General features: G+C 60.5%; 19 protein-coding genes and 1 tRNA gene. 17 read left to right on the plus strand and 3 right to left on the minus strand.

Annotated features, from left to right (window positions below):
• The first annotated feature begins 78 nt into the window (after positions 1–78).
• The 9 genes from pdxA (at position 79) to UIB01_RS18170 (ending at position 9,920) form a co-directional block, all read left to right on the plus strand.
• On the plus strand, positions 79–1,071 hold the full coding sequence (gene pdxA / locus UIB01_RS18130; RefSeq protein ID WP_038663488.1) for a 4-hydroxythreonine-4-phosphate dehydrogenase PdxA: 993 nt from the start codon (positions 79–81) through the stop codon (positions 1,069–1,071).
• A 114-nt stretch (positions 1,072–1,185) separates the two neighbouring features.
• Positions 1,186–1,980: a 16S rRNA (adenine(1518)-N(6)/adenine(1519)-N(6))-dimethyltransferase RsmA gene (rsmA, locus tag UIB01_RS18135; RefSeq protein WP_038663491.1), complete on the plus strand. Its 795-nt coding sequence runs from the start codon at positions 1,186–1,188 to the stop codon at positions 1,978–1,980.
• A gap of 40 nt (positions 1,981–2,020) precedes the next feature.
• Positions 2,021–2,404 (plus strand): Co2+/Mg2+ efflux facilitator ApaG/CorD, encoded by a 384-nt coding sequence (apaG, locus tag UIB01_RS18140; protein WP_038663494.1) that lies wholly within the window; start codon positions 2,021–2,023, stop codon positions 2,402–2,404.
• On the plus strand, positions 2,401–3,228 hold the full coding sequence (locus UIB01_RS18145) for a symmetrical bis(5'-nucleosyl)-tetraphosphatase (protein WP_038663497.1): 828 nt from the start codon (positions 2,401–2,403) through the stop codon (positions 3,226–3,228). Before apaG ends, UIB01_RS18145 begins: the two co-directional genes overlap by 4 nt.
• A complete protein-coding gene (gene glpE / locus UIB01_RS18150) occupies positions 3,225–3,554 on the plus strand; it encodes a thiosulfate sulfurtransferase GlpE (protein WP_038663500.1) in 330 nt (109 codons plus the stop codon). The genes UIB01_RS18145 and glpE overlap by 4 nt, the downstream gene beginning before the upstream one ends.
• Positions 3,555–3,824: 270 nt before the next feature.
• Entirely contained in the window at positions 3,825–5,747 is a 1,923-nt protein-coding gene (locus UIB01_RS18155) for a PrkA family serine protein kinase (RefSeq protein ID WP_038663503.1), read from the plus strand.
• 80 nt (positions 5,748–5,827) lie between these two features.
• Entirely contained in the window at positions 5,828–7,099 is a 1,272-nt protein-coding gene (locus tag UIB01_RS18160) for a YeaH/YhbH family protein (protein WP_038663506.1), read from the plus strand.
• A gap of 10 nt (positions 7,100–7,109) precedes the next feature.
• Entirely contained in the window at positions 7,110–8,657 is a 1,548-nt protein-coding gene (locus UIB01_RS18165) for a SpoVR family protein (RefSeq protein ID WP_038663510.1), read from the plus strand.
• A 96-nt stretch (positions 8,658–8,753) separates the two neighbouring features.
• On the plus strand, positions 8,754–9,920 hold the full coding sequence (locus UIB01_RS18170; protein ID WP_038663512.1) for a multifunctional CCA addition/repair protein: 1,167 nt from the start codon (positions 8,754–8,756) through the stop codon (positions 9,918–9,920).
• Between the two features lie 7 nt (positions 9,921–9,927).
• Here the strand turns inward: UIB01_RS18170 and folK are convergent, their stop codons facing one another.
• Both folK and folB read right to left on the minus strand, forming a co-directional pair.
• Entirely contained in the window at positions 9,928–10,470 is a 543-nt protein-coding gene (gene folK, locus UIB01_RS18175; protein ID WP_038663513.1) for a 2-amino-4-hydroxy-6-hydroxymethyldihydropteridine diphosphokinase, read from the minus strand.
• On the minus strand, positions 10,461–10,814 hold the full coding sequence (folB, locus tag UIB01_RS18180) for a dihydroneopterin aldolase (protein ID WP_038663516.1): 354 nt from the start codon (positions 10,812–10,814) through the stop codon (positions 10,461–10,463). The genes folK and folB overlap by 10 nt, the downstream gene beginning before the upstream one ends.
• 75 nt (positions 10,815–10,889) lie before the next feature.
• Between folB and plsY the strand changes: the two genes are divergently transcribed.
• Positions 10,890–11,459 (plus strand): glycerol-3-phosphate 1-O-acyltransferase PlsY, encoded by a 570-nt coding sequence (gene plsY / locus UIB01_RS18185; RefSeq protein WP_038663519.1) that lies wholly within the window; start codon positions 10,890–10,892, stop codon positions 11,457–11,459.
• 15 nt (positions 11,460–11,474) lie between these two features.
• Here plsY and tsaD read toward each other — a convergent pair whose 3' ends face one another.
• Positions 11,475–12,500, minus strand: coding sequence for a tRNA (adenosine(37)-N6)-threonylcarbamoyltransferase complex transferase subunit TsaD (tsaD, locus tag UIB01_RS18190; RefSeq protein WP_038665947.1), 1,026 nt, complete (start codon positions 12,498–12,500; stop codon positions 11,475–11,477).
• Positions 12,501–12,696: 196 nt separating this feature from the next.
• On the opposite strand from tsaD, the gene rpsU reads away from it, so the two are divergent.
• The 7 genes from rpsU to UIB01_RS18225 all read left to right on the plus strand — a co-directional run bounded on the left by rpsU (position 12,697) and on the right by UIB01_RS18225 (position 23,086).
• On the plus strand, positions 12,697–12,912 hold the full coding sequence (rpsU, locus tag UIB01_RS18195) for a 30S ribosomal protein S21 (protein WP_003283508.1): 216 nt from the start codon (positions 12,697–12,699) through the stop codon (positions 12,910–12,912).
• 138 nt (positions 12,913–13,050) lie between these two features.
• A complete protein-coding gene (gene dnaG / locus UIB01_RS18200; protein WP_038663522.1) occupies positions 13,051–14,994 on the plus strand; it encodes a DNA primase in 1,944 nt (647 codons plus the stop codon).
• A gap of 67 nt (positions 14,995–15,061) precedes the next feature.
• Complete coding sequence (gene rpoD / locus UIB01_RS18205) at positions 15,062–16,915, plus strand: RNA polymerase sigma factor RpoD (RefSeq protein WP_038663524.1); 1,854 nt, start codon at positions 15,062–15,064, stop codon at positions 16,913–16,915.
• Positions 16,916–17,502: 587 nt separating this feature from the next.
• A tRNA-Ile gene (locus UIB01_RS18210) sits at positions 17,503–17,578 on the plus strand.
• A 124-nt stretch (positions 17,579–17,702) separates the two neighbouring features.
• Positions 17,703–19,553 (plus strand): reverse transcriptase domain-containing protein, encoded by a 1,851-nt coding sequence (locus UIB01_RS18215; RefSeq protein ID WP_038663527.1) that lies wholly within the window; start codon positions 17,703–17,705, stop codon positions 19,551–19,553.
• Between the two features lie 373 nt (positions 19,554–19,926).
• Positions 19,927–21,717, plus strand: coding sequence for an SLC13 family permease (locus tag UIB01_RS18220; RefSeq protein WP_038663530.1), 1,791 nt, complete (start codon positions 19,927–19,929; stop codon positions 21,715–21,717).
• A gap of 91 nt (positions 21,718–21,808) precedes the next feature.
• Positions 21,809–23,086, plus strand: a complete 1,278-nt coding sequence (locus UIB01_RS18225; RefSeq protein WP_038663534.1) for a bifunctional O-acetylhomoserine aminocarboxypropyltransferase/cysteine synthase — start codon at positions 21,809–21,811, stop codon at positions 23,084–23,086.
• Positions 23,087–23,110: the final 24 nt, after the last annotated feature.

Raw genomic sequence — 23,110 nt, forward strand, 5'->3', positions numbered from 1 at the left:
GCGGGGTGTTGGCCGAAGGGCCGCCACCCCGTTTTCATTTAAGGGGGCATCCGCCGCCTCCAAGCCGAGAGTGCCTCGATGTCTGTTTCCCGCCCCTTCGTTCTCACGCCCGGCGAGCCAGCCGGCATTGGCCCGGATCTCTGCCTGTTGCTGGCGCGCGAGGCCCAGCCCCAGCCCCTGATAGCCATTGCCAGTCATTCGCTGCTGGCCGAGCGCGCCGCGCAGCTAGGGCTTGCGATCGAACTACATGATGTCGGCCCAGACAACTGGCCAAGCGAACCAGCACCCGCCAACAGCCTGTACGTCTGGGACACACCACTCGATGCGCCGGTGCTGGCGGGCCAACTTGATCCACGCAATGGCCGCTACGTGTTGGAGACACTGACCCGCGCCGGACGCGGCTGTCTGAATGGCAGCTTCGCCGGCATGATCACCGCGCCTGTGCACAAGGGCGTGATCAATGAAGCCGGCGTCCCCTTTTCCGGCCACACTGAGTTCCTCGCCGAGCTGACCCACACCGAGCAGGTGGTCATGATGCTTGCAACGCACGGCCTGCGGGTGGCACTGGTGACCACCCATCTGCCGCTCAAGGATGTCGCCGCGGCGATTACCCCGGAGCGACTGGAGCGGGTTACGCGGATCCTGCACAACGATCTGGTCAGCAAGTTCGGCATCGCTCAGCCGCGCATTCTGGTATGCGGGTTAAACCCGCATGCTGGCGAAGGCGGACACCTGGGCCGTGAGGAAATCGAGATCATCGAGCCGACGCTTGCCAGGCTCCGCGAAGCAGGCCTCGACCTGATCGGCCCACTGCCTGCCGACACGCTGTTCACCCCGAAGAACCTCGAGCATTGCGACGCGGTGCTGGCGATGTACCACGACCAGGGCCTGCCGGTACTCAAGTACAAGGGTTTCGGTGCAGCAGTCAATGTCACGCTCGGCTTGCCGATCATCCGCACGTCGGTCGACCACGGCACCGCGCTGGATCTGGCCGGCAGCGGCAGGATCGACACCGGCAGCCTGCGGGTTGCGCTGGAGACGGCTTATCAGATGGCACGCAGCCGCAGCTAGCGAGCAGTGCGCGCGGCTCGAGCGATCTTCTTGCCGTCCTTGCCTGCTAAAATAGGCGCCTTATTCGTTTTTCAGCTTCGAGCTTCAGGCTTCAAGCTGCTCCCTGGAGCCCCGATGTCCGATTATCAGCACCGCGCGCGCAAGCGCTTTGGCCAGAACTTCCTGCATGACGCCGGCGTCATCCACCGTATCCTGCGGGCAATTCATGCCAAGCAGGGTGAGCGGCTGGTGGAGATCGGACCGGGCCAGGGCGCACTGACCGAAGGTCTGCTCGACAGCGGCGCACATTTGGATGTCGTCGAGCTCGACCTGGATCTGATCCCCATCCTGCAGAGCAAATTTGCCGAACGCGAAAACTTCAACCTGCACCAGGGCGACGCTTTGAAGTTCGACTTCAGCCGCCTGAGTACGGAGCCAAACAGCCTGCGCATCGTCGGCAACCTGCCCTACAACATCTCTACCCCGCTGATCTTTCACCTGCTCGCCCATGCGCACCTCATTCGCGACATGCATTTCATGCTGCAGAAGGAAGTAGTTGAGCGCCTTGCGGCCACGCCAGGCGGTGGTGATTGGGGCCGCCTTTCGATCATGGTGCAGTATCACTGTCGCGTGGAGCACCTGTTCAACGTCGGGCCGGGCGCGTTCAACCCGGCGCCAAAGGTTGATTCGGCGATCGTGCGCCTGGTGCCGCATGAGACGCTGCCGCATCCGGCCCGCGATCACCATCAACTGGAGCGCGTAGTGCGCGAGGCGTTCAACCAACGGCGCAAGACCTTGCGCAATACCCTCAAGGGGCTGCTGGACGCCGACGCCATCGCAGCTGCAGATGTAGATGGCAGCCTGCGCCCCGAGCAACTGGACCTGGCGGCCTTTGTTCGCCTGTCCGATCAACTGACAGAACGCAGCTAAGGCTTCGGCCTGGAACCTGCCTTCAACAGCGAGCAGACTCATGTCCGACGATAACCGCTACCGCATCGACGTCAGCGTCACGCCTCGCTATCTGGCCGCGCAATCGGAGCCGGAACAAAACCGTTATGCCTTTGCCTACACCGTAACCATTGAAAACAATGGCGAGGTGGCGGCGCAGCTGCTGTCGAGACACTGGATCATCACCGATGGTGATGGCCAAGTGCAGGAAGTGCGTGGCGCCGGCGTCATTGGCGAGCAGCCGCTGATCGCTCCTGGCGAATACCACGTTTACACCAGCGGAACACTGCTGGCGACCTGCGTCGGCAGCATGCAGGGCAGCTATGAGATGTTGGCCGAGGATGGTCACAAATTCGATGCGCTCATTGCGCCGTTCCGCCTTGCCGTACCCGGAGCATTGCATTGACGACCTATGCCGTCGGCGACCTGCAAGGTTGCCTCGAACCGCTGATCTGCCTCCTGGAGCGCGTCGACTTCAGTCCTTCGCGCGACTGCCTGTGGCTGGCCGGCGACCTGGTTAACCGCGGCCCGCAATCGCTGGAAGCGCTGCGCTTCGTGCGCGACCTCGAGTCTTCCGCAATCACCGTACTCGGCAATCACGACCTGCATCTGCTCGCGACCGCCCACAACATCGAGCGCCTGCGCAAATCCGATACCCTGCAATCAATCCTGGACGCCCCGGATCGGACCGATCTGATCGACTGGCTGCGTCAGCAAAAGCTTATCCATTACGAGGCCACACGCCATACCGCCATGGTGCACGCCGGCATTCCACCGCAATGGTCGCTGGAAAAAGCCCTCAAGCGTGCCGCGGAAGTGGAGCAGGCGCTGCAGGACGACGCTTTGCTGCTGCCGTTCCTCGATGGCATGTACGGCAATCAACCAGCGAAATGGAACAAGGATCTGCACGGGGTACCGCGGCTGCGCCTGATCACCAACTACTTCACCCGCATGCGCTTCTGCAAGGCCGACGGCACCCTCGATCTTGAAGCGAAAGAAGGCGCCGACAGCGCACCCGCCGGCTACGCACCCTGGTTCAGCCATCCCAATCGCAAGACCCGCAACGTCAAGCTGATCTTTGGCCACTGGGCCGCGCTGGAAGGCCAGTGCGAAGAGCCGAACGTCTTCGCGCTAGACACCGGCTGCGTCTGGGGCAACGCCATGACCTTGATGAACCTCGACAGCGGCGAAATGCTTCGCTGCGAATGTGAACACGGTAAACCCGCATGACAGACTTCAAACGCATCCCACCGGAACAGGCGCAGACCATGCGCAGCAGCGGCGCCGTGATCGTGGACATCCGCGACTCGCACAGCTATGCCAACGGCCACATCAGTGGCTCGCTGCATCTGGACAACCACTCGCTGCCGGATTTCATTGCCGCCGCCGATCTCGACCAGCCGCTGATCGTCACCTGCTATCACGGCCACTCCAGCCAGAGCGCAGCGGCCTATCTGGTCAATCAGGGCTTTTCGGACGTCTACAGCCTCGACGGCGGCTTCGAACTCTGGCGCCACACCTATCCGGCCGATGTCGAGCACGACGAACAAGCGTAAAAAATTATTTCCCCCCGATCGCCCGCCCTCCGCGGGCTAGGCGCTGTCAACAGCCGAACGGCAGCGCCGAAATCCCCTCCCCGCCCTTGACCTTGCCGAATCCGAACTATCCTTGAGTTCAGGCCATCCAAATAAACGAAGCCGGCAAACGGCTGACGGATTTCAGGGTTTCGACCATTAGGTGTTCGGGGGAACTCCACTGGCCGCCACTTCGGCCGGGCCCAGAGTGCCTGATGACGCGCCTATTCGTGCATCGATCGAGGTGAAGTCATGAGCATTTTCAGCCACTTCCAACAACGTTTCGAAGCGACCCGCCAGGAGGAGTATTCCCTCCAGGAATATCTCGATCTGTGCAAGGCGGACCCAGGCACCTATGCCAGCGCCGCCGAGCGCCTGCTGATGGCGATCGGTGAGCCCGAACTGGTCGACACATCCGTTGACTCGCGACTGTCGCGCATCTTTTCCAACAAGGTGATCCGCCGTTATCCCGCCTTCGAGGATTTCCACGGCATGGAGGAGTGCATCGACCAGATCGTTTCCTACTTCCGCCACGCCGCGCAGGGGCTGGAAGAGAAGAAGCAGATCCTCTATCTCCTCGGTCCGGTGGGTGGCGGCAAGTCATCCTTGGCGGAGAAGCTGAAGCAGCTGATGGAGCGTGTGCCTTTTTACGCGATCAAGGGATCCCCCGTGTTCGAGTCACCGCTGGGGCTGTTCAACCCGGTCGAGGACGCGCAGATTCTCGAGGAGGATTACGGCATCCCGCGCCGCTATCTGAACTCGATCATGTCGCCATGGGCCACCAAGCGTCTGCAGGAATTCGGCGGTGACATTTCCAAGTTCCGCGTGGTCAAGCTGTACCCGTCGATCCTCAACCAGATCGCCGTGGCCAAGACCGAACCGGGTGACGAAAACAACCAGGACATCTCTTCGCTGGTGGGCAAGGTGGATATCCGTAAGCTGGAAGAATTCCCGCAGAACGACGCGGACGCCTACAGCTATTCGGGTGCGCTGTGCCGGGCGAACCAGGGCCTGATGGAGTTCGTCGAGATGTTCAAGGCGCCGATCAAGGTGCTGCATCCACTGCTGACGGCGACACAAGAAGGCAACTACAACAGCACCGAAGGCCTTGGCGCGATTCCTTACAGCGGCATCCTGCTGGCTCACTCCAACGAGTCGGAATGGCACAGCTTCCGCAACAACAAGAACAACGAGGCCTTCATCGACCGCATCTACATCGTCAAGGTGCCCTACTGCCTGCGCGTCAGTGACGAGATCAAGATCTACGACAAGCTGCTGACCAACAGCTCGCTGGCCCATGCCCATTGCGCGCCGGACACCCTTAAGATGCTCGCGCAGTTCTCCGTGCTGTCGCGCCTGAAGGAGCCGGAAAACTCGAACATCTACTCGAAGATGCGCGTGTACGACGGCGAGAATCTGAAGGACACCGATCCCAAGGCCAAGTCGATCCAGGAATACCGCGACACCGCCGGCGTCGACGAAGGCATGAACGGCCTTTCCACCCGCTTCGCCTTCAAGATCCTGTCGAAGGTCTTCAACTTCGACCCGCACGAGATCGCTGCCAACCCGGTGCACCTGCTCTACGTGCTGGAGCAGCAGATCGAGCAGGAACAGTTCCCGGCCGAGGTGCGTGAGCGCTACCTGCGCTTCATCAAGGAGTATCTGGCGCCGCGCTACATCGAGTTCATCGGCAAGGAGATCCAGACCGCCTACCTCGAGTCCTACAGCGAGTATGGGCAGAACATCTTCGACCGCTACGTGCTGTACGCGGACTTCTGGATTCAGGATCAGGAATATCGCGATCCGGAGACCGGCGAGATCCTCAATCGCGTGGCGCTCAACGAGGAGCTGGAAAAGATCGAGAAGCCGGCCGGCATCAGCAACCCGAAGGATTTCCGCAACGAGATCGTCAACTTTGTGCTGCGCGCGCGGGCCAACAACAACGGCAAGAATCCGTCGTGGCTGTCCTACGAGAAGCTGCGCGTGGTGATCGAGAAGAAGATGTTCTCCAACACCGAGGACCTGCTGCCGGTCATCAGCTTCAACGCCAAGGCGAGCAAGGAAGACCAGAAGAAGCACAACGACTTCGTCGTGCGCATGGTCGAGCGTGGCTACACCGAGAAGCAGGTTCGCCTGCTGTCCGAATGGTATCTGCGGGTGCGTAAATCGCAGTAAGTGGCTGGACGCCTGAAGCTGGAAGCACTGCGCCACGCTCCAGCTTCAGGCCTATGGTTTCAGCCTAGCCCGGAGGGCCTATGAGCTACGTGATCGATCGTCGCCTGAATGGCAAGAACAAGAGCACGGTGAACCGCCAGCGCTTCCTGCAACGATACCGTGGACATATCAAAAAAGCGGTGGAGGAAGCCGTCGGCCGGCGTTCCATCACTGACATGGAGCATGGCGAGCAGATCAGCATTCCCGGGCGTGATATCGACGAACCGGTGCTTCACCACGGCCGCGGTGGCCGCCAGACCATCGTCCATCCCGGCAACAAGGAGTTCGTCGCCGGCGAACGCATTCCCAGGCCGCAGGGCGGCGGAGGTGGTCAGGGCGCTGGCCAGGCCAGCAACAGCGGCGAAGGCATGGATGACTTCGTCTTCCAGATCACCCAGGAGGAGTTCCTCGACTTCATGTTCGAGGACCTTGAGTTGCCCAATCTGGTCAAGCGCCACCTCACCGGCACTGATACCTTCAAGACCGTGCGCGCCGGCATCAGCAACGAAGGCAACCCTTCGCGCATCAACATCGTGCGCACGCTGCGCTCGGCTCATGCCCGGAGCATCGCGCTGTCCGGCAGCAGCCGCGCCCAGCTCCGCGCGCTGAAGACGGAACTGGAGCGACTGCGCCTGGAGGAACCGAACAACTTCGGCGATATCAAGGCCACCGAAGAAGAGATCGAAAAGCTGAAGGCGCGTATCAACCGCGTACCGTTTCTCGACACCTTCGACCTCAAGTACAACCTGCTGGTCAAGCACCCCAACCCCAGCTCGAAGGCGGTGATGTTCTGCCTGATGGATGTTTCCGGCTCCATGACCCAGGCCACCAAGGACATCGCCAAGCGCTTCTTCATCCTGCTGTACCTGTTCCTCAAGCGGAACTACGACAAGATCGACGTGGTTTTCATCCGTCACCACACCAGTGCCAAGGAAGTCGACGAGGAGGAGTTCTTCTATTCGCGGGAAACCGGCGGCACCATCGTTTCCAGCGCGCTGAAGATGATGCAGGAGATCATGGCCGAGCGTTACCCGGCCAACGAGTGGAACATCTACGCCGCCCAAGCCTCCGACGGCGACAACTGGAACGACGACTCGCCGCTGTGCCGCGACATCCTGATCAACCAGATCATGCCGTTCGTGCAGTACTTCACCTACGTCGAAATCACCCCGCGCGAGCACCAGGCGCTCTGGTATGAGTACAACCAGGTGGCAGAAGCCTTTTCCGACGCGTTTGCCCAACAGCAACTGGTCGGCCCCGCGGACATCTACCCGGTGTTCCGCGAACTGTTCCAGCGGCGAATGACCAGCTGAGGTGTGCAGCATGAAACGACAGCCCATTTCCACCGGCTCGGAATGGACCTTCGACCTGATTCGGCAGTACGACCGAGAGATCGGCCGCATCGCCGAACGCTACGCGCTAGACACCTACCCGAACCAGATCGAGGTGATCACCGCCGAGCAGATGATGGACGCCTACGCCTCGGTCGGCATGCCGCTGGGTTACCACCACTGGTCGTACGGCAAGCAGTTCCTGCACACCGAGAAGCATTACAAGCGTGGCCAGATGGGCCTGGCCTACGAGATCGTCATCAACTCCGATCCCTGCATCGCCTACCTGATGGAAGAGAACACCATGTGCATGCAGGCGCTGGTGATCGCTCATGCCAGCTACGGCCACAACAGCTTCTTCAAGGGCAACTACCTGTTCCGCACCTGGACTGACGCCAGCTCGATCATCGATTACCTGGTGTTCGCCAAGCAGTACATCATGCAATGCGAAGAGCGCCACGGCATTGATGCGGTGGAAGACCTGCTCGACTCCTGCCACGCGCTGATGAACTACGGCGTCGACCGCTACAAGCGGCCCTACCCCATCTCCGCCGAAGAAGAGCGACGCCGACAGAAGGATCGCGAAGAGCACCTGCAACGGCAGATCAACGACCTCTGGCGCACCATTCCCAAGGGCGCGGACAAGGGCGACGGGCAGGCCGACAGCCAGCGTTTCCCGGCCGAACCGCAGGAGAACATTCTCTATTTCATCGAGAAGCACGCCCCTTTGTTGGAGCCGTGGCAGCGCGAGGTGGTGCGTATCGTGCGCAAGATCGCGCAGTACTTCTATCCACAGCGCCAGACCCAGGTCATGAACGAAGGCTGGGCCACCTTCTGGCACTACACCCTGCTCAACGACCTGTACGACGAGGGCCTCGTCACCGACGGCTTCATGATGGAGTTCCTGCAATCGCACACCAGCGTCATCTACCAGCCGGGTTTCGACAGTCCCTACTACAGCGGCATCAACCCCTACACCCTCGGCTTCGCCATGTACCAGGACATCCGCCGGATCTGCGAGAACCCGACGGAGGAAGACAAGCGCTGGTTCCCCGAGATCGCCGGCAGCGACTGGTTGACCACGGTGAAATTCGCCATGAACAACTTCAAGGACGAGAGCTTTATCCTGCAGTTTCTCTCACCCAAGGTGATCCGCGACCTCAAGCTGTTCAGCATTCTCGACGACGATCGCAAGGATGAATTGCTAGTCCCGGCGATCCATGATGAAAGTGGCTACCACACCATTCGCGAACTGCTTGCCGCGCAATACAACCTCGGCAACCGCGAGCCCAACGTGCAGGTATGGAACGTCGACCGGCGTGGCGACCGCTCGCTGACCCTGCGTCATACACAGCACGACCGCAAGCCACTGGGAGGCTCCACCGAGGAAGTGCTCAAGCACCTGCACCGGCTGTGGGGCTTCGACGTACACCTGCAGTCAATGCAGGACGACAAGTTGGTCAATACCCACCACATGCCGCCACGCCCCAGCAGCGAGCCGGAAAGCGACAGCCGTTTTCCCGGCATGAACTTCGCATGACCCCGGGCCGCGGACATCCTCCGCGGCCCTGTCTGCCTCACCGTGCTGTAGCCTCAGCATGGATATCCTTTATCCTCCGCGCCAACGGAGGTGGACATGCAGATCTATAAAGTCGGCGGCGCGGTGCGCGATCGCCTGTTGGGGCGCCCGGTAACTGAAGTCGATTGGCTGGTGGTCGGCGCCACGCCGGAGGAGATGCTGGCGCGCGGCTTTCGCCCGGTCGGTGCCGACTTTCCCGTGTTCCTGCATCCGCAGACCGGTGACGAATATGCCCTGGCACGCACCGAGCGCAAAAGCGGCCGCGGCTATGGTGGCTTCACCTTCCATGCCAGCCCCGACGTCACACTAGAAGAAGATCTGCAACGCCGCGATCTCACCATCAATGCCATCGCCGAAGACCACGATGGCCAGCTGATTGATCCCTACGGCGGTCAGCACGACCTGCAAGCGCGCCTGCTACGCCACGTTTCCCCGGCCTTCGCCGAAGACCCGCTCCGCGTGCTGCGTGTGGCGCGCTTCGCCGCACGCTACGCAGAGCTTGGCTTCCAGATCGCCGATGAAACGCTGGAGCTGATGCGCCAACTGGCGCGCTCCGGCGAGTTGTCGGCGCTGACGGCGGAGCGCAGCTGGAAAGAGATTTCGCGTGCGCTGATGGAGCCGCGCCCGGACGTGTTCGTTCAGGTGCTGCAGGCCAGCGACGCGCTGGCCGAGCTGTTCCCGGAACTGGCTGCGACCTTCGCCATGGGCAACGCTGCCGGTGAGCACCTGCTGGGCGCGCTTCGGCAGTGCGCCAGGCATGGCCAGCCGCTGCCGGTACGCTGGGCGTGCCTGTTGCTTGGCTGCGCAACCCGGGAGGACGGAGAGGAGCGCTTGGCCGCCATCGATGCGCTCAACCAGCGTTGTAAGGCGCCGAGAGACTGTCAGGAGCTGGCAATGCTGCTCGGTCGATTTCATCAGGCTGCTTCCGCTGCGCGAACACTGCCGGCAGAGACACTGCTCGACATGTTGCAGCACTTCGACATCTACCGCCGTCCCGAGCGTTTCGAGCAGTTCATAGCGGCTTGTGAGATGGACGCCTGGACAGGGCCGGAGCACGGACTGTTTTCTCAAGCGGATTATCTCCGCGGCGCGGCGAGCGCGGCGCGGGCCGTCGCGGTCAAACCGCTGCTGGATCAGGGATACAAAGGCGCCGAGCTAGGTAAGGCACTCAGTGCCGCGCGGCTCGAAACTCTACGCGGCTACTGCCAGCGAAATGCGAAATAACGCGGACTCAGGCGCGCTGAGAGGGATGGCTACGGACTAGTTCGGCAGGCGTGAGCTCGCTGCCACGCCACTGAAACGGGACCGGCCAGAGTTGCTGGTCGATTGAGGCATGCGCCCATAGGTCAGCAAAGCTTTTCCCAACTGCCGGATGCCGCAGGGCCGGAGCCAATAGGGCCAACGGCCAGAGCACGAAGGCATTCTTCAGAATTTCCGCGCGCGGCAGCAGCAAACCATGGAAATTGCCGACCAACTCGTCATACAGCAGCACGTCGATATCCAACGGCAGGCCTTTACGATCCGGCGCGTAGCGACCGTTGTCCGCCTCGATGAACTTGAGCCGGCGGTCCAGTTCAGTCAACGGCAGATCGGTATAGCCGCCCACCACCAGGTTATAGAAGTTGTCGCCCTTGTAGCCCACCGCCAGGCTCTCGAACACCGGCGAGCAACGCATGTCCTGCAACAAATCGGCTAGAGCATCGAGCCCGGCCTGCAGACGCAGTTCGCGCTGAACATTGCTGCCCAGGCCGAGCATGACGGGGGTCAGCGACATCCGCGTTCGATCTCCACGCCCAACGCACGGGCGCGCGCATTGACGCCGGGCTTGGTTACGCGCAGGCGCAGCCAGACGATGCCGAACTCGCTCATCAGGCGCTGTGCCAGGCGCTCGGCAAAAGTTTCGACCAGCTCGAAGCGTGCCTCGGAGGCGAACTGATCGATGGCGGCAGCGACCTTGGCATAGTCCAGGGCCTTGTCCAACTCATCATTCTCGGCGGCGGGACGAATGTCCCAGCCCAGCGTCAGGTCCAAGTGCAGGCATTGTCGAATGCCACGCTCCCAGTCATACGCGCCAATTACCGTATCCACTTCCAGGCCTTCGATGAAGACTGTGTCCACGCAACGTTCTCCTGCGGCACGACAAGCTCGATACGCGCCGTTAGACTCAAGGGCTCCCTGCCCCGGATGGATTCCATGTTCTGGCTGCTGACATTGCTCGCGTACCTGATCGGCTCGCTGTCATTCGCCATACTGCTCAGCCGCCTGGCCGGAATGCCCGACCCGCGTGCCGGCGGCTCCGGCAACCCCGGCGCCACCAATATGCTTCGTCTGGCAGGCAAGCGACTGGCGATCTGCACGTTGTTCGGCGATCTGCTCAAGGGCCTGCTGCCCGTGCTGCTGGCCTCCGCGCTGGACATGTCCGTCCAGCAACAGGCCTGGATCGGTCTGGCAGCGGTCTGCGGCCACCTCTATCCGTTGTATTTCCGCTTCCGCGGCGGCAAGGGTGTCGCCACTGCTGCCGGCACCCTGCTGGCGCTCTATCCACCGGCCGCCCTGCTAGCCATCGTCGCCTGGCTGCTGGTATTCCGCCTGACCCGCACCAGCTCACTGGCCGCCCTTATCGCCCTGCCACTATGTCTGCCATTGCTGGCCTGGCAGCAACCCGGCGCGCTGCTGCCAATGAGCGTGCTCGCCACACTGATCGTCTGGCGCCATCGCAGCAACGTGCGCGACCTGTTCGCCGGCCGGGAACGACATTTCTGACCGCACTGGCGCTCATCAGATCGCCGGCAGTGTGTCCATCGACCAACGCGGCTGCACGCTGATCGCCGGACCATCATGCTGGCCGGCAAGCAGCCGTTGACAGCCAGCGTAGGCGATCATCGCGCCATTGTCGGTGCAGAAACGTGGTCGCGCATAGAACACCTGGCCCTTGAGCTCGCCGAGCATCCGCTCCAGCGACTGGCGCAGCGACTGATTGGCGCTCACCCCTCCGGCGATCACCAGTGACTTCAGGCCGGTCTGCTTGAGCGCTCGGCGACACTTGATGGTCAGGGTTTCGACCACCGCCTGCTGAAATGCCAGCGCGATGTCGCAGCGGGTCTGCTCGGATTCGTCACCCGCGGCGCGGCATTGCTGCCAGGTGTTGAGGGTGAATGTCTTCAGGCCGCTGAAACTGAAATCCAGGCCCGGCCGGTCGGTCATAGGTCGCGGAAAGACGAAGCGACCTGGAGTGCCCTGCTCGGCCAGGAGGGCGATTTCCGGCCCGCCGGGATAACGCAGGCCCATCAGCTTGGCGGTCTTGTCGAAGGCCTCGCCAGCGGCATCGTCCACCGACTCGCCGAGCAGCTCGTACTGGCCGATCCCATCCACGCGAACAAGCTGCGTATGACCACCCGACACCAGCAAGGCGACGAACGGAAATTGCGGCGGCTGCGCTTCGAGCATCGGCGCCAACAGATGGCCTTCCATATGATGTACGCCGACAGCCGGCACACCCCAGGCCAATGCCAGCGCCTGGGCACAGGAGGCGCCAACCAGTAGCGCACCAACGAGCCCGGGGCCGGCCGTGTAGGCTACAGCATCGATCTGGCCAGCCTCGCGCCCCGCCTCCTCCAGCACTTGGCGAATCAGCGGCAGCATGCGTTTCACGTGATCGCGCGAGGCCAGCTCGGGCACCACGCCGCCGTAGACGCGATGCAGGTCAATCTGGCTGAATAGCGCGTCCGCCAGCAGGCCCTGTTCGCTGTCATACAACGCGACGCCGGTTTCATCACATGAAGTTTCCAGCCCTAGCACCAGCATGGGCACGACCCTTTCAAAGAAGCGAATGAAGCCGCGCATATTAATCGCCGGGGCCAGCGACCGACCAGCGCTTTTCGTTCAGGGGCTTTGCATTCCGCGCGGCAAGGCGTTAACATCCGCAACCCTTAAAACCAGCGTGCTCGCGATATTTGCCGAAGCGCGTTGTAACCGGTAAACAAGTGAAGGTACGTCCTGGATGCCCAACGTTAAAGTCAAAGAGAACGAACCATTCGACGTAGCTCTGCGTCGCTTCAAGCGTTCTTGCGAAAAGGCCGGTGTTCTGGCCGAAGTCCGCAGCCGTGAGTTCTACGAGAAGCCTACTGCTGAGCGCAAGCGTAAAGCTGCTGCCGCAGTCAAGCGTCACGCCAAGAAAGTGCAGCGCGAGCAGCGCCGCAGCGTTCGCCTGTACTAATCCAGTACAGCTGACGCCGCATCAAGCCCGGCTCAGGCCGGGCTTTGCATTGCATGCATACTCCGCTTCGCCAGCCGGCGAAAGGCCGGAGTTTTTTCATTTCTGGCCCATGCAATGCGAGCGTAATCTGACACCCCTATGGCCGGCCTGATCCCGCAATCCTTCATCGATGATTTGCTCAATCGCTCCGACATCGTCGAAGTGGTCGGCTCGCGCATCCAGCTGAAAAAGGCTGGCAAGAACTACAGCGCCCTCTGCCCTTTTCACAAAGAAAAGACACCTTCGTTCAGCGTCAGTCCTGACAAGCAGTTCTACTATTGCTTCGGCTGCGGCGCTGGCGGCAACGCGCTCGGCTTCGTTATGGACCACGACCAACTGGATTTCCCCCAGGCGGTCGAGGAACTGGCCAAGCGCGCAGGAATGGAAGTCCCCCACGAGGAAAGCGGCCGCAAGCACAAGCCACGTCAACCAGTCGACTCGCCGCTCTACCCGCTGCTGGCTGCCGCCGCCGATTACTATCGCCAAGCCCTGAAGAGCCACCCGACCCGCAAATCAGCGGTGGAATACCTCAAGGGCCGCGGCCTGTCCGGCGTTATCGCGCGAGATTTCGGACTTGGCTTCGCGCCGCCCGGCTGGGACAACCTGATGAAGCATCTCGGTGGCGATGCACTGCAGCAGAAAGCCCTGATCGATGCCGGCCTGCTGATCGAGAACGCCGAGAACGGCAAACGCTACGACCGCTTCCGCGACCGCGTGATGTTTCCCATCCGCGACAGCCGCGGCCGAGTCATTGCCTTTGGCGGCCGCGTCCTAGGCGACGACAAGCCCAAATACCTGAACTCGCCGGAAACCCCGGTATTCCACAAGGGCCAGGAACTCTACGGCCTCTACGAAGCCCGCCAGGCCAACCGCGACCTCGACGAAATCATGGTGGTCGAAGGCTACATGGATGTCATCGCCCTGGCCCAGCAAGGCTTGCGCAACGCCGTCGCCACCCTCGGCACCGCAACCAGCGAAGAACACCTCAAGCGGCTATTCCGCATAGTGCCCAGCGTGCTGTTCTGCTTCGACGGCGACGCCGCCGGACGCAAAGCCGCCTGGCGTGCATTGGAAGCCACGCTACCGAACCTGCAGGACGGCCGCCGCGCCCGCTTTCTGTTCCTGCCGGATGGCGAAGACCCTGACACACTGGTCCGCTCAGAGGGCACCGATGCATTTCGCGCGCGCATTCAGCAGCATTCGCAGCCGCTGGCCGACTATTTCTTCCAGCAGCTGAGCGATGAAGCCGATCCGCGGTCACTGGAAGGCAAGGCCCATTTAGCCACGCTCGCGGCGCCGCTCATCGAAAAGATTCCCGGCAGCAACCTGCGCGCCTTAATGCGCCAGCGCCTCGCCGAGATCACCGGGCTGAACGGTGAAGCCCTGCAACACATGGCAACCGCGCCCGCGCCGAACACCGGCAGCAGCACGCCCGAATATGACGACTCGGCCTACTACGACACCGGCGCGCACTACACTGAGACGGATTACTTCGAGCCTCCCGAAGCCGCGAAGCAACAACGCAGCACCAAGAAAGAATGGAAGAAAGACTGGAAAAAATCCGGACAACGGCCAGACTTCAAACCTCGCGCCCCCCGCACACCAGCAACAGTCGAGCCACCGACCCTGACTACCCTGCGCACCCTGCTGCACCATCCCGGGCTCGCGCAGAAAGTGGAAGATGTCAGTCATTTCGCAGCAGAAGACGATACATACGCGCAATTGCTTGTTGCCCTGCTCGGCACGCTGCAGAAGAACCCCAAGCTGCGCAGCCTGCAGCTGATCGCACGCTGGCACGGAACCGACCAAGGGCGACTTTTACGTGCACTTGCAGAGAAAGAATGGCTGATCTCTGCCGATAACCTTGAACAGCAGTTTTTCGACACCATTAATAGCCTTGCCACCCGACAGCGGGAACGCCGACTCGAAAGTCTGCTGCGCAAGGCTCGCCAAGGTGAACTCAGCGCAGAGGAAAAAGACCAACTGCGTAACCTATTGAGCCGTAACGCAATACCCGCAACACCGACCTCAACTGGCGCCTGAGGTCCTAGCTCAGCTATAATGCTCAGCTTGTTTTCAGCCCGCCAGAACCTTCAGTGGATAGGGTTATATGTCCGGAAAAGCGCAACAGCAGTCTCGCCTCAAAGAGTTGATCCAGCGTGGCCGTGAGCAGGGTTACCTGACTTACGCCGAGGTCAACGACCACCTACCGGAGGATATTTCCGATCCGGAACAGGTGGAAGACATCATTCGCATGATCAACGACATGGGCATCAATGTATTCGAGGTTGCCCCGGATGCCGATGCCCTGTTGTTGGCCGAAGCCGATACCGATGAAGCCGCTGCCGAGGAGGCCGCGGCCGCACTCGCTGCGGTCGAAACCGACATCGGTCGCACTACCGACCCTGTGCGCATGTACATGCGCGAAATGGGCACCGTTGAACTGCTGACCCGCGAAGGCGAGATCGAAATCGCCAAACGCATAGAGGAAGGCATTCGCGAAGTGATGAGCGCCATCGCTCACTTCCCCGGTACCGTCGACAGCATCCTCGCAGACTACGAGCGTGTAACGACCGAAGGTGGCCGCCTGTCCGACATCCTCAGTGGTTACATCGACCCTGACGACGACGGTGCCGCCGCCCCTCAGGAAGTCGAACCTGAAGCCCCGCAGACCACCGCGAAAGCGGCAGCCGACGAGAAGGACGACGAGGACGAGGACGACTCCGACACCGAGGAAGAAGAAGGCGACGGCGGTCCCGACCCAGAGGTTGCACGCCTGCGTTTTGGCGCAGTCGCGGAGCAGCTGGAAAAGGCCAACAAGGCGCTGAAGAAGCATGGTCGCGCCAGCCAGCAGGCCGTCGAGGAACTCGAAGCCCTCGCCATCCTGTTCATGCCAATCAAGCTCGTACCCAAGCAGTACGAAGCATTGGTCGAACGCGTACGCAGTGCACTGGGCCAGATTCGCGCCCAGGAACGCGCCATCATGCAGCTATGCGTGCGTGACGCCCGCATGCCGCGCGCCGACTTCCTGCGTCAGTTCCCGAGTAACGAGACCAATCTCGACTGGGCCGAGCAGCTGGCCTCCGGCAAGGGCAAATATGCCGAAGCCATCGGCAACCGCAAGGAAGACATCCAGCGCTGCCAGCAGAAACTGATCGAGCTGGAACAGGAATGCGACCTGGCAATTGCCGACATCAAGGACATCAACCGTCGCATGTCCATCGGTGAGGCCAAGGCACGCCGGGCGAAGAAAGAGATGGTCGAGGCCAACCTGCGCCTGGTGATCTCCATCGCCAAGAAGTACACCAACCGCGGCCTGCAATTCCTCGACCTGATTCAGGAAGGCAACATCGGCCTGATGAAGGCGGTAGACAAGTTCGAATACCGCCGCGGCTACAAGTTCTCGACCTACGCTACCTGGTGGATTCGCCAGGCGATCACTCGCTCCATTGCCGACCAGGCACGGACCATCCGTATCCCGGTGCATATGATCGAGACGATCAACAAGCTCAACCGCATCTCCCGTCAGATGCTGCAGGAAATGGGTCGCGAACCCACACCTGAGGAGCTTGGCGAGCGCATGGAAATGCCCGAGGACAAGATCCGCAAGGTGCTGAAGATCGCCAAAGAGCCGATCTCCATGGAAACGCCAATCGGTGACGACGAAGACTCGCACCTGGGTGATTTCATCGAAGATTCGGCCATGCAGTCGCCGATCGATGTAGCCACCGTGGAAAGCCTCAAGGAAGCCACCCGCGAAGTCCTTTCCGGCCTAACGGCTCGTGAAGCCAAGGTACTGCGGATGCGCTTCGGCATCGACATGAATACCGACCATACCCTCGAGGAAGTCGGCAAACAGTTCGATGTCACCCGCGAGCGGATTCGTCAGATCGAAGCCAAGGCGCTGCGCAAGCTACGCCACCCGACGAGAAGCGAGCACCTGCGCTCCTTCCTTGACGAGTAAGACCAGAACCCCCGGCATGCCGGGGGTTCTTTTTTGTGCTAATGGCTATCAAGCACCAGCTTCAATTGGCGCAGCCGCTACACCGCCGGTATAATCCGCCGGCCTTCTGGGGGCCTATAGCTCAGTTGGTTAGAGCAGAGGACTCATAAGTGCGCCGTAAGATGGCGCAACAACGTTGTGGTTAATAGCCACCTCCCTGTGACATCGGGAGTAAAACAGCGGCTTACCGGAGGGGGAAACCCCGTAAGGGAACAGAGCATGCCGTGAAAAGGCTTTCTGCGGTGGAATCTCACTACCAATAGAGAGAGTCAGTTAGTGCAGGTCATGGTCAAGGCTGTATTGCTTGAAGCCTAGGTGAAGTGTGGGTAGGTCGGCACCGGGGTGGCATGAGATTGACGCCACTTCCTTTGTGTGAGGGAAAACGATTATGAGTTTCCCTCAAGTCACTACAAAGGCACTAGCGCTAGTAGCGTGAAAAACAACCGAAAGGGCGACCTAAAACCTGAGCACGTTGTTGCGTTAACTGCGGGATCACCTAACGGGAGTAATCCCCATGGTGACGGAAGGTTCGTAGTACCTATTTGCAAGGGCCGGTAGCATAACGGTTAATGCAGCGGCCTCATAAGCCGTTGAGTGCGGGTTCGAATCCCGCCCGGCCCACCATCTTTCGAGGTGAGGGGCTGTGCCCGTCATCTATCGCCACCCTCCGCATATACGACCGGCTAATCCCCGGTGAAAGGGAAGGAACCTAGGATGTAACGCTTCTAGGACGGTGGGGGTATGCGCGATGCAAAATAAAAGCTTCACCAGAATAGAGGCAATCAGGAAGGCCAACGCCGACCCGACCTACGTGAATGATCGCATCTATCGACTTATGTTCAAGGAAGACTTGTACATAGCCGCATACGAGAAGATCAAGAGCAAACCCGGAAATATGACAGCGGGTGCGGATGGTACAACCCTAGATGAATTCTCGATCAGAACAATCAAGAACATCATCGAAAAGATGAAGAGCGAAAGCTTTTCATTCAGAGGTGCCAGAAAGGTTCTTATCCCCAAGGCAAACGGCAAAACCAGAGCACTATCGGTAGCGCCACCCACTGACAAGGTTGTGCAAGAGGTCATGAGAATGATCTTGGAAGCCATTTTCGAGCCCACGTTCAGTTCCAACAGTCACGGGTTCAGGTCAGGGAGGAGTTGCCACACAGCTCTGAAGCAGATCCGGAAGAACTGGTCAGGAGTAACGTGGATCATCGAAGGAGACATTAAAGGCTGCTTCGACAATATCAACCACGAGAAACTAATCAGGGAACTGGCTAAGCGAATCACGGATGAGCGATTTATTAACCTTGTAAGGAAGGCGCTCAACGCGGGCTACTTCGAGGACGGGGCATTCTTCAGCGGTGATCTCGGGACGCCACAGGGAAGCATCATCTCCCCCATACTGGCGAACATCTTCCTGCATCAACTCGACCGCAAGGCCGAGAAGATCATCGAGGAAAACGAGATCGGCGAAGAGGATAAGAAAGCCTTGAACCCCGAGTACAGAAAGGTCGTGAAGAGAAGAGCCTACCTCCAGAAAACTCTGGAACGGAAAGAAGGTACGGAACGAGAGGCTGCCATCGCCGAAATTCGAGCGTTGAACAACCAGTCCCTCACCATGTCCCCTAATCTGATCACGAGTAATGGTTTCATCAGGGTTAAGTATGTCCGATACGCCGACGACTGGGTAATTGGGGTCAACGGGCCGAGGAAACTAGCTGAAACGATCCGCGCAGACATCGGAGACACTCTTTCCACAATGGGTCTCGAACTCAGCATGGAAAAGACACACATCCGTCATGCAAAGACCGAATCCGCAACCTTCCTAGGAACCACCTTCAGGGTCGGTTCCGCAACACCCAAGATCATGAAAGTCAGCCGTGGGGGTAGGATATTCAAGAAAAGGGTAGCTGGGTGGACTCCCCTGATGTACGCGCCTATCGGCGAGATCATCAAGAGACTAAGCGCCAAAGGGTTTTGCGACCCCAAGGGCAACCCCACCGCGATCAAAAAATGGATATACCTGGACGATACACAAATCGTTGAGCAAGTTGGAGCGGTATGGAGGGGGATCTGTAATTATTACTCCTTCGTTGACGGATTCGCGAAACTTTCAAGAATCCAGTTCATTCTCCAACACGCAGTAGCTAAGACCTTGGCGGCCAAACATCGGTCGTCGCGTAGCAAGGTCTTCTCTAAACACGGTGCAAACCTTCGATTTAGGGTCAGAAATGAGGCTGGCGAAGTGGTTAAAACGGTGAGCTTCCCGCTTGTAAAATCGTGGAAATCATCGCCAGATAGGTTTAAAACGAACGAAGTTGACATCAACTTCCTCGAACGCAACCTCAGGCTTCGAACGAGGTCTAAACTGGGATCACTATGCGTCATCTGCGGAAGTGGCGACCGTGTGGCCATGCACCACGTGAAACACATAAGGAAGCTGGGTAAAGAGGTAAAAGGGTTCAACCGGGTAATGGCAATCCTAAACAGAAAGCAAATACCGGTATGCCACGAATGCCACCACAAGATACACAGTGGGAAGTACGACGGCATCTCCCTCAACCAATTCGCCCTACCTCATGTGGCAGCGGCCTGATTACATCTGGAGAGCGCAGTGCTTGGAAACCTGCACGCTGCGTTCGGAGGAAGCCTGTTGGTCGCCTAACTCTGTGAGGAGAAGGTTCTGGCAGGCCATCCTACTCCTTTGGTCCACGGTTCGAGTCCGTGTGGGCCCACCACCTTCAAAGCCGCGCATTGCGCGGCTTTTTCGTTTATCTCCCACTGATCCGAGCCTTGAATCAGCTTGGCCTCTGCCTCCGGCCATGCGCTCGTAATCATGCCACCGTCATTAATAACCAAATCGCATATAAACAGCAGGAAAGGTTTCTGGACTCTCTAAGCTGACGTCTCTATCGTGCGCCGCGGGGTCCTTGTTTCGACCTGCCTACTCGCCACCCTTAAGGACGTCCATGCTTCCAGAATCGCTGCCGCTGTTGTTCGTCTGCGCCTTGCTGATCTGGGTGTTGGTGGCGTTCGTAAGGGAGAGCTGGAGCCCGGATATCGTCGTGGCGATTGCTGTGGCGGTGCTGCTGGCGACGCAGTTGCTGACGCCCGGGGAAGTGCTCGGTGTGCTGTCCAACTCGGCGCCGGTCACCATTGCCTGCATGTTCATCATTTCCGCGGCACTCGAACGTACCGGCTGCATCGATGCGCTGGGCAATTGGCTCGGCAATCTGGTGGGCACCAGCCCTACGCGGGTGCTGTTCGGCCTGACGATCACTGCGCTGGTGATCTCTGCCTGCCTGAACAACACGCCGGTGGTGGCGATCCTTACCCCTGTGGCGATTTCGCTGGCCAAGCGCGCCGGCACCACGCCTTCCAAGCTGCTGATTCCGCTGTCGTACGCGACCATTCTCGGTGGCACGCTGACGATGATCGGCACCTCGACCAACATCCTCGTCGATGGGGTGGCGCGCAAGGCGGGCCTGGAGCCGTTCGGCATGTTCGAGATCACCGGGGCGGGCTTGATCATGGCCGCCGCGGGCATGGTCTACCTGCTGACCATCGGCAAGCATCTGCTGCCGGAACGCGACACGCTGTCCAAGCTGCTCGGCCCGCGCCTGGACCGCAACTTCATGACCGAGCTGCGCGTGCCGTCGAACTCGCCGGTGATCGGCAAGACCATCGCCGAGGCCAACCTCAACGGCGGCAGCGGCCTGCAGGTGTTACAGGTGAACCGCGACACCCAGCTGTTCAGCCGCCCGGAGCATGACTTCACCCTCACCGCCGGCGACCTGCTGATGATTCACGGCCAGGTCAAGGACGTGGTGGAGCTGCGCGAAAGCGGTCACCTGACCTTCAACCGTGGCGACGCCTTCGAAACCATCAGCAGCGAAGACGTGATCCTGGCCGAGGCCATCGTCGGCCGCGGCTCGCGCTACAGCCACCGACCGATGCGCGATCTCGACCTTTCCGCGCGTTACGGCATCAGCGTGCTCGCGGTGCACCGGCAGGACGAGAATATCCAGGGCAACTTCGACGATTTCCAGCTGCAGTTCGGCGATGTGATGCTGGTCGAAGGCACGCCGGCGCAGATCAAGCGCTTCGCCGACAACGGCGAGCTGATCAGCCTCAACGCGGTGCAGGAACGCGCCTTCCGCCGCGACAAGGCGCCGATCGCGATCATCGCGACGCTGGCGGTCATGGTATTGGCGGCCTTCGGCGTGATGCCGATCGAAGGCCTGGCGATCATTGGTGCGGCGTCCGTATTGGCGACCCGCTGCCTGGACGTCGAAGACGCCTACAAGGCCGTCGACTGGAAGATCCTCAGCCTGATCTTCGGCATGCTGGCGATCAGCATCGCCATGGACAAGGTGGGTCTGGTGCAGCTGATCGTGCAGAACGTGACCACGCTTACGCCCTGGGCAGGCCCCTTGTTCATGCTTTCCTTCATCTATCTGCTTACTTCGCTGCTCACCGAGATGCTGTCGAACAACGCGGTGGCGGTACTGATCACCCCAATTGCCATCGGCCTAGCCCAGCAACTGGGTGTCGATCCGCGAGCGTTCGTTGTCGCGGTGATGTTCGCCGCCAGCGCGAGCTTCGCCACACCAATCGGCTATCAAACCAACACCTTCGTCTACAACGCTGGTGGCTATCGCTTCGCCGACTTCCTTAAGGTCGGCATCCCGCTGAACCTATTGCTGTGGATGGTCGGAACCCTGGTGATACCGCTGTTCTGGCCCCTCACGCCACTTTGACAGCAAGGTTTGTCCTGAATCATTGACCGGGTTGGCGTTCAGTTTCATGCTCTGCGGCCTTTGCCCGACGAACAAGAACAAGGAGCCCGTCATGAAACTGGAAACCCTCGCCATCCACGCCGGCTATAGCCCCGACCCGACCACCAAAGCGGTGGCGGTGCCGATTTACCAGACCACCTCCTACGCCTTCGACGACACCCAGCATGGTGCGGACTTGTTCGACCTGAAGGTGCCGGGCAACATCTATACGCGCATCATGAACCCCACCACCGACGTGCTCGAGCAGCGCGTGGCGGCACTGGAAGGCGGCGTGGCGGCACTGGCCGTTGCCTCGGGAATGGCGGCGATTACCTACGCTATTCAGACCATCGCTGAAGTCGGTGACAACATCGTATCGGTCGCCAAGCTCTACGGCGGTACCTACAACCTGTTCGCCCATACCCTGCCGCGCCAGGGCATCGAGGTGCGCTTCGCTGCCCATGACGACATCGCCGCGCTGGAGTCGCTGATCGACGAGCGCACCAAGGCGGTGTTCTGCGAATCCATCGGCAACCCAGCCGGTAACGTCATCGACCTTGCCGCGCTGGCCGAAGCCGCGCACCGCCATGGCGTACCACTGATCGTCGACAACACCGTTGCCACACCGATGCTCTGCCGGCCGTTCGAGCATGGCGCGGACATCGTGGTGCACTCGCTGACCAAGTACATGGGCGGCCACGGCACCAGCATCGGTGGCATCGTGGTCGACTCCGGCAAGTTCCCCTGGGCGCAGCACAAGGAGCGCTTCGCACTACTGAACACGCCCGATGTGTCCTATCACGGCGTCACCTACACCGAGGCATTCGGCCCCGCCGCATTCATCGGTCGCTGCCGCGTGGTGCCACTGCGCAACATGGGTGCGGCCATCTCGCCATTCAATTCGTTCCTGATCCTGCAGGGCCTGGAAACCCTGGCGCTGCGCATGGAACGCCACTGCGAGAATGCACTGAAAGTTGCCGAGTTCCTCCAATCGCATCCGCAAGTGGCCTGGGTGAAGTACGCCGGACTGCCGGATCACCCCGAACATGAGCTGGCGCGTCGCTACATGGGCGGCACCCCGGCATCGATCCTCTGCTTCGGTATCGAAGGTGGCATGGAAGCTGGCGCGCGTTTCATCGATGCGCTCAAGCTGGTGGTGCGCCTGGTCAATATCGGCGACGCCAAGTCTCTGGCCTGCCACCCGGCCAGCACCACGCATCGCCAGCTGAATGCCGAGGAGCTGGCCCGGGCCGGTGTATCGCAGGATCTGATCCGGCTGTCCGTCGGCATCGAGCACATCGACGACATCCTTGCCGACCTGGCCCAGGCACTGAGCGCATCCAAGGGTTGAGGCAATCCGCGGCTTGATATCCGC

This window comes from Stutzerimonas decontaminans (assembly GCF_000661915.1).
Lineage (GTDB): Bacteria > Pseudomonadota > Gammaproteobacteria > Pseudomonadales > Pseudomonadaceae > Stutzerimonas > Stutzerimonas decontaminans.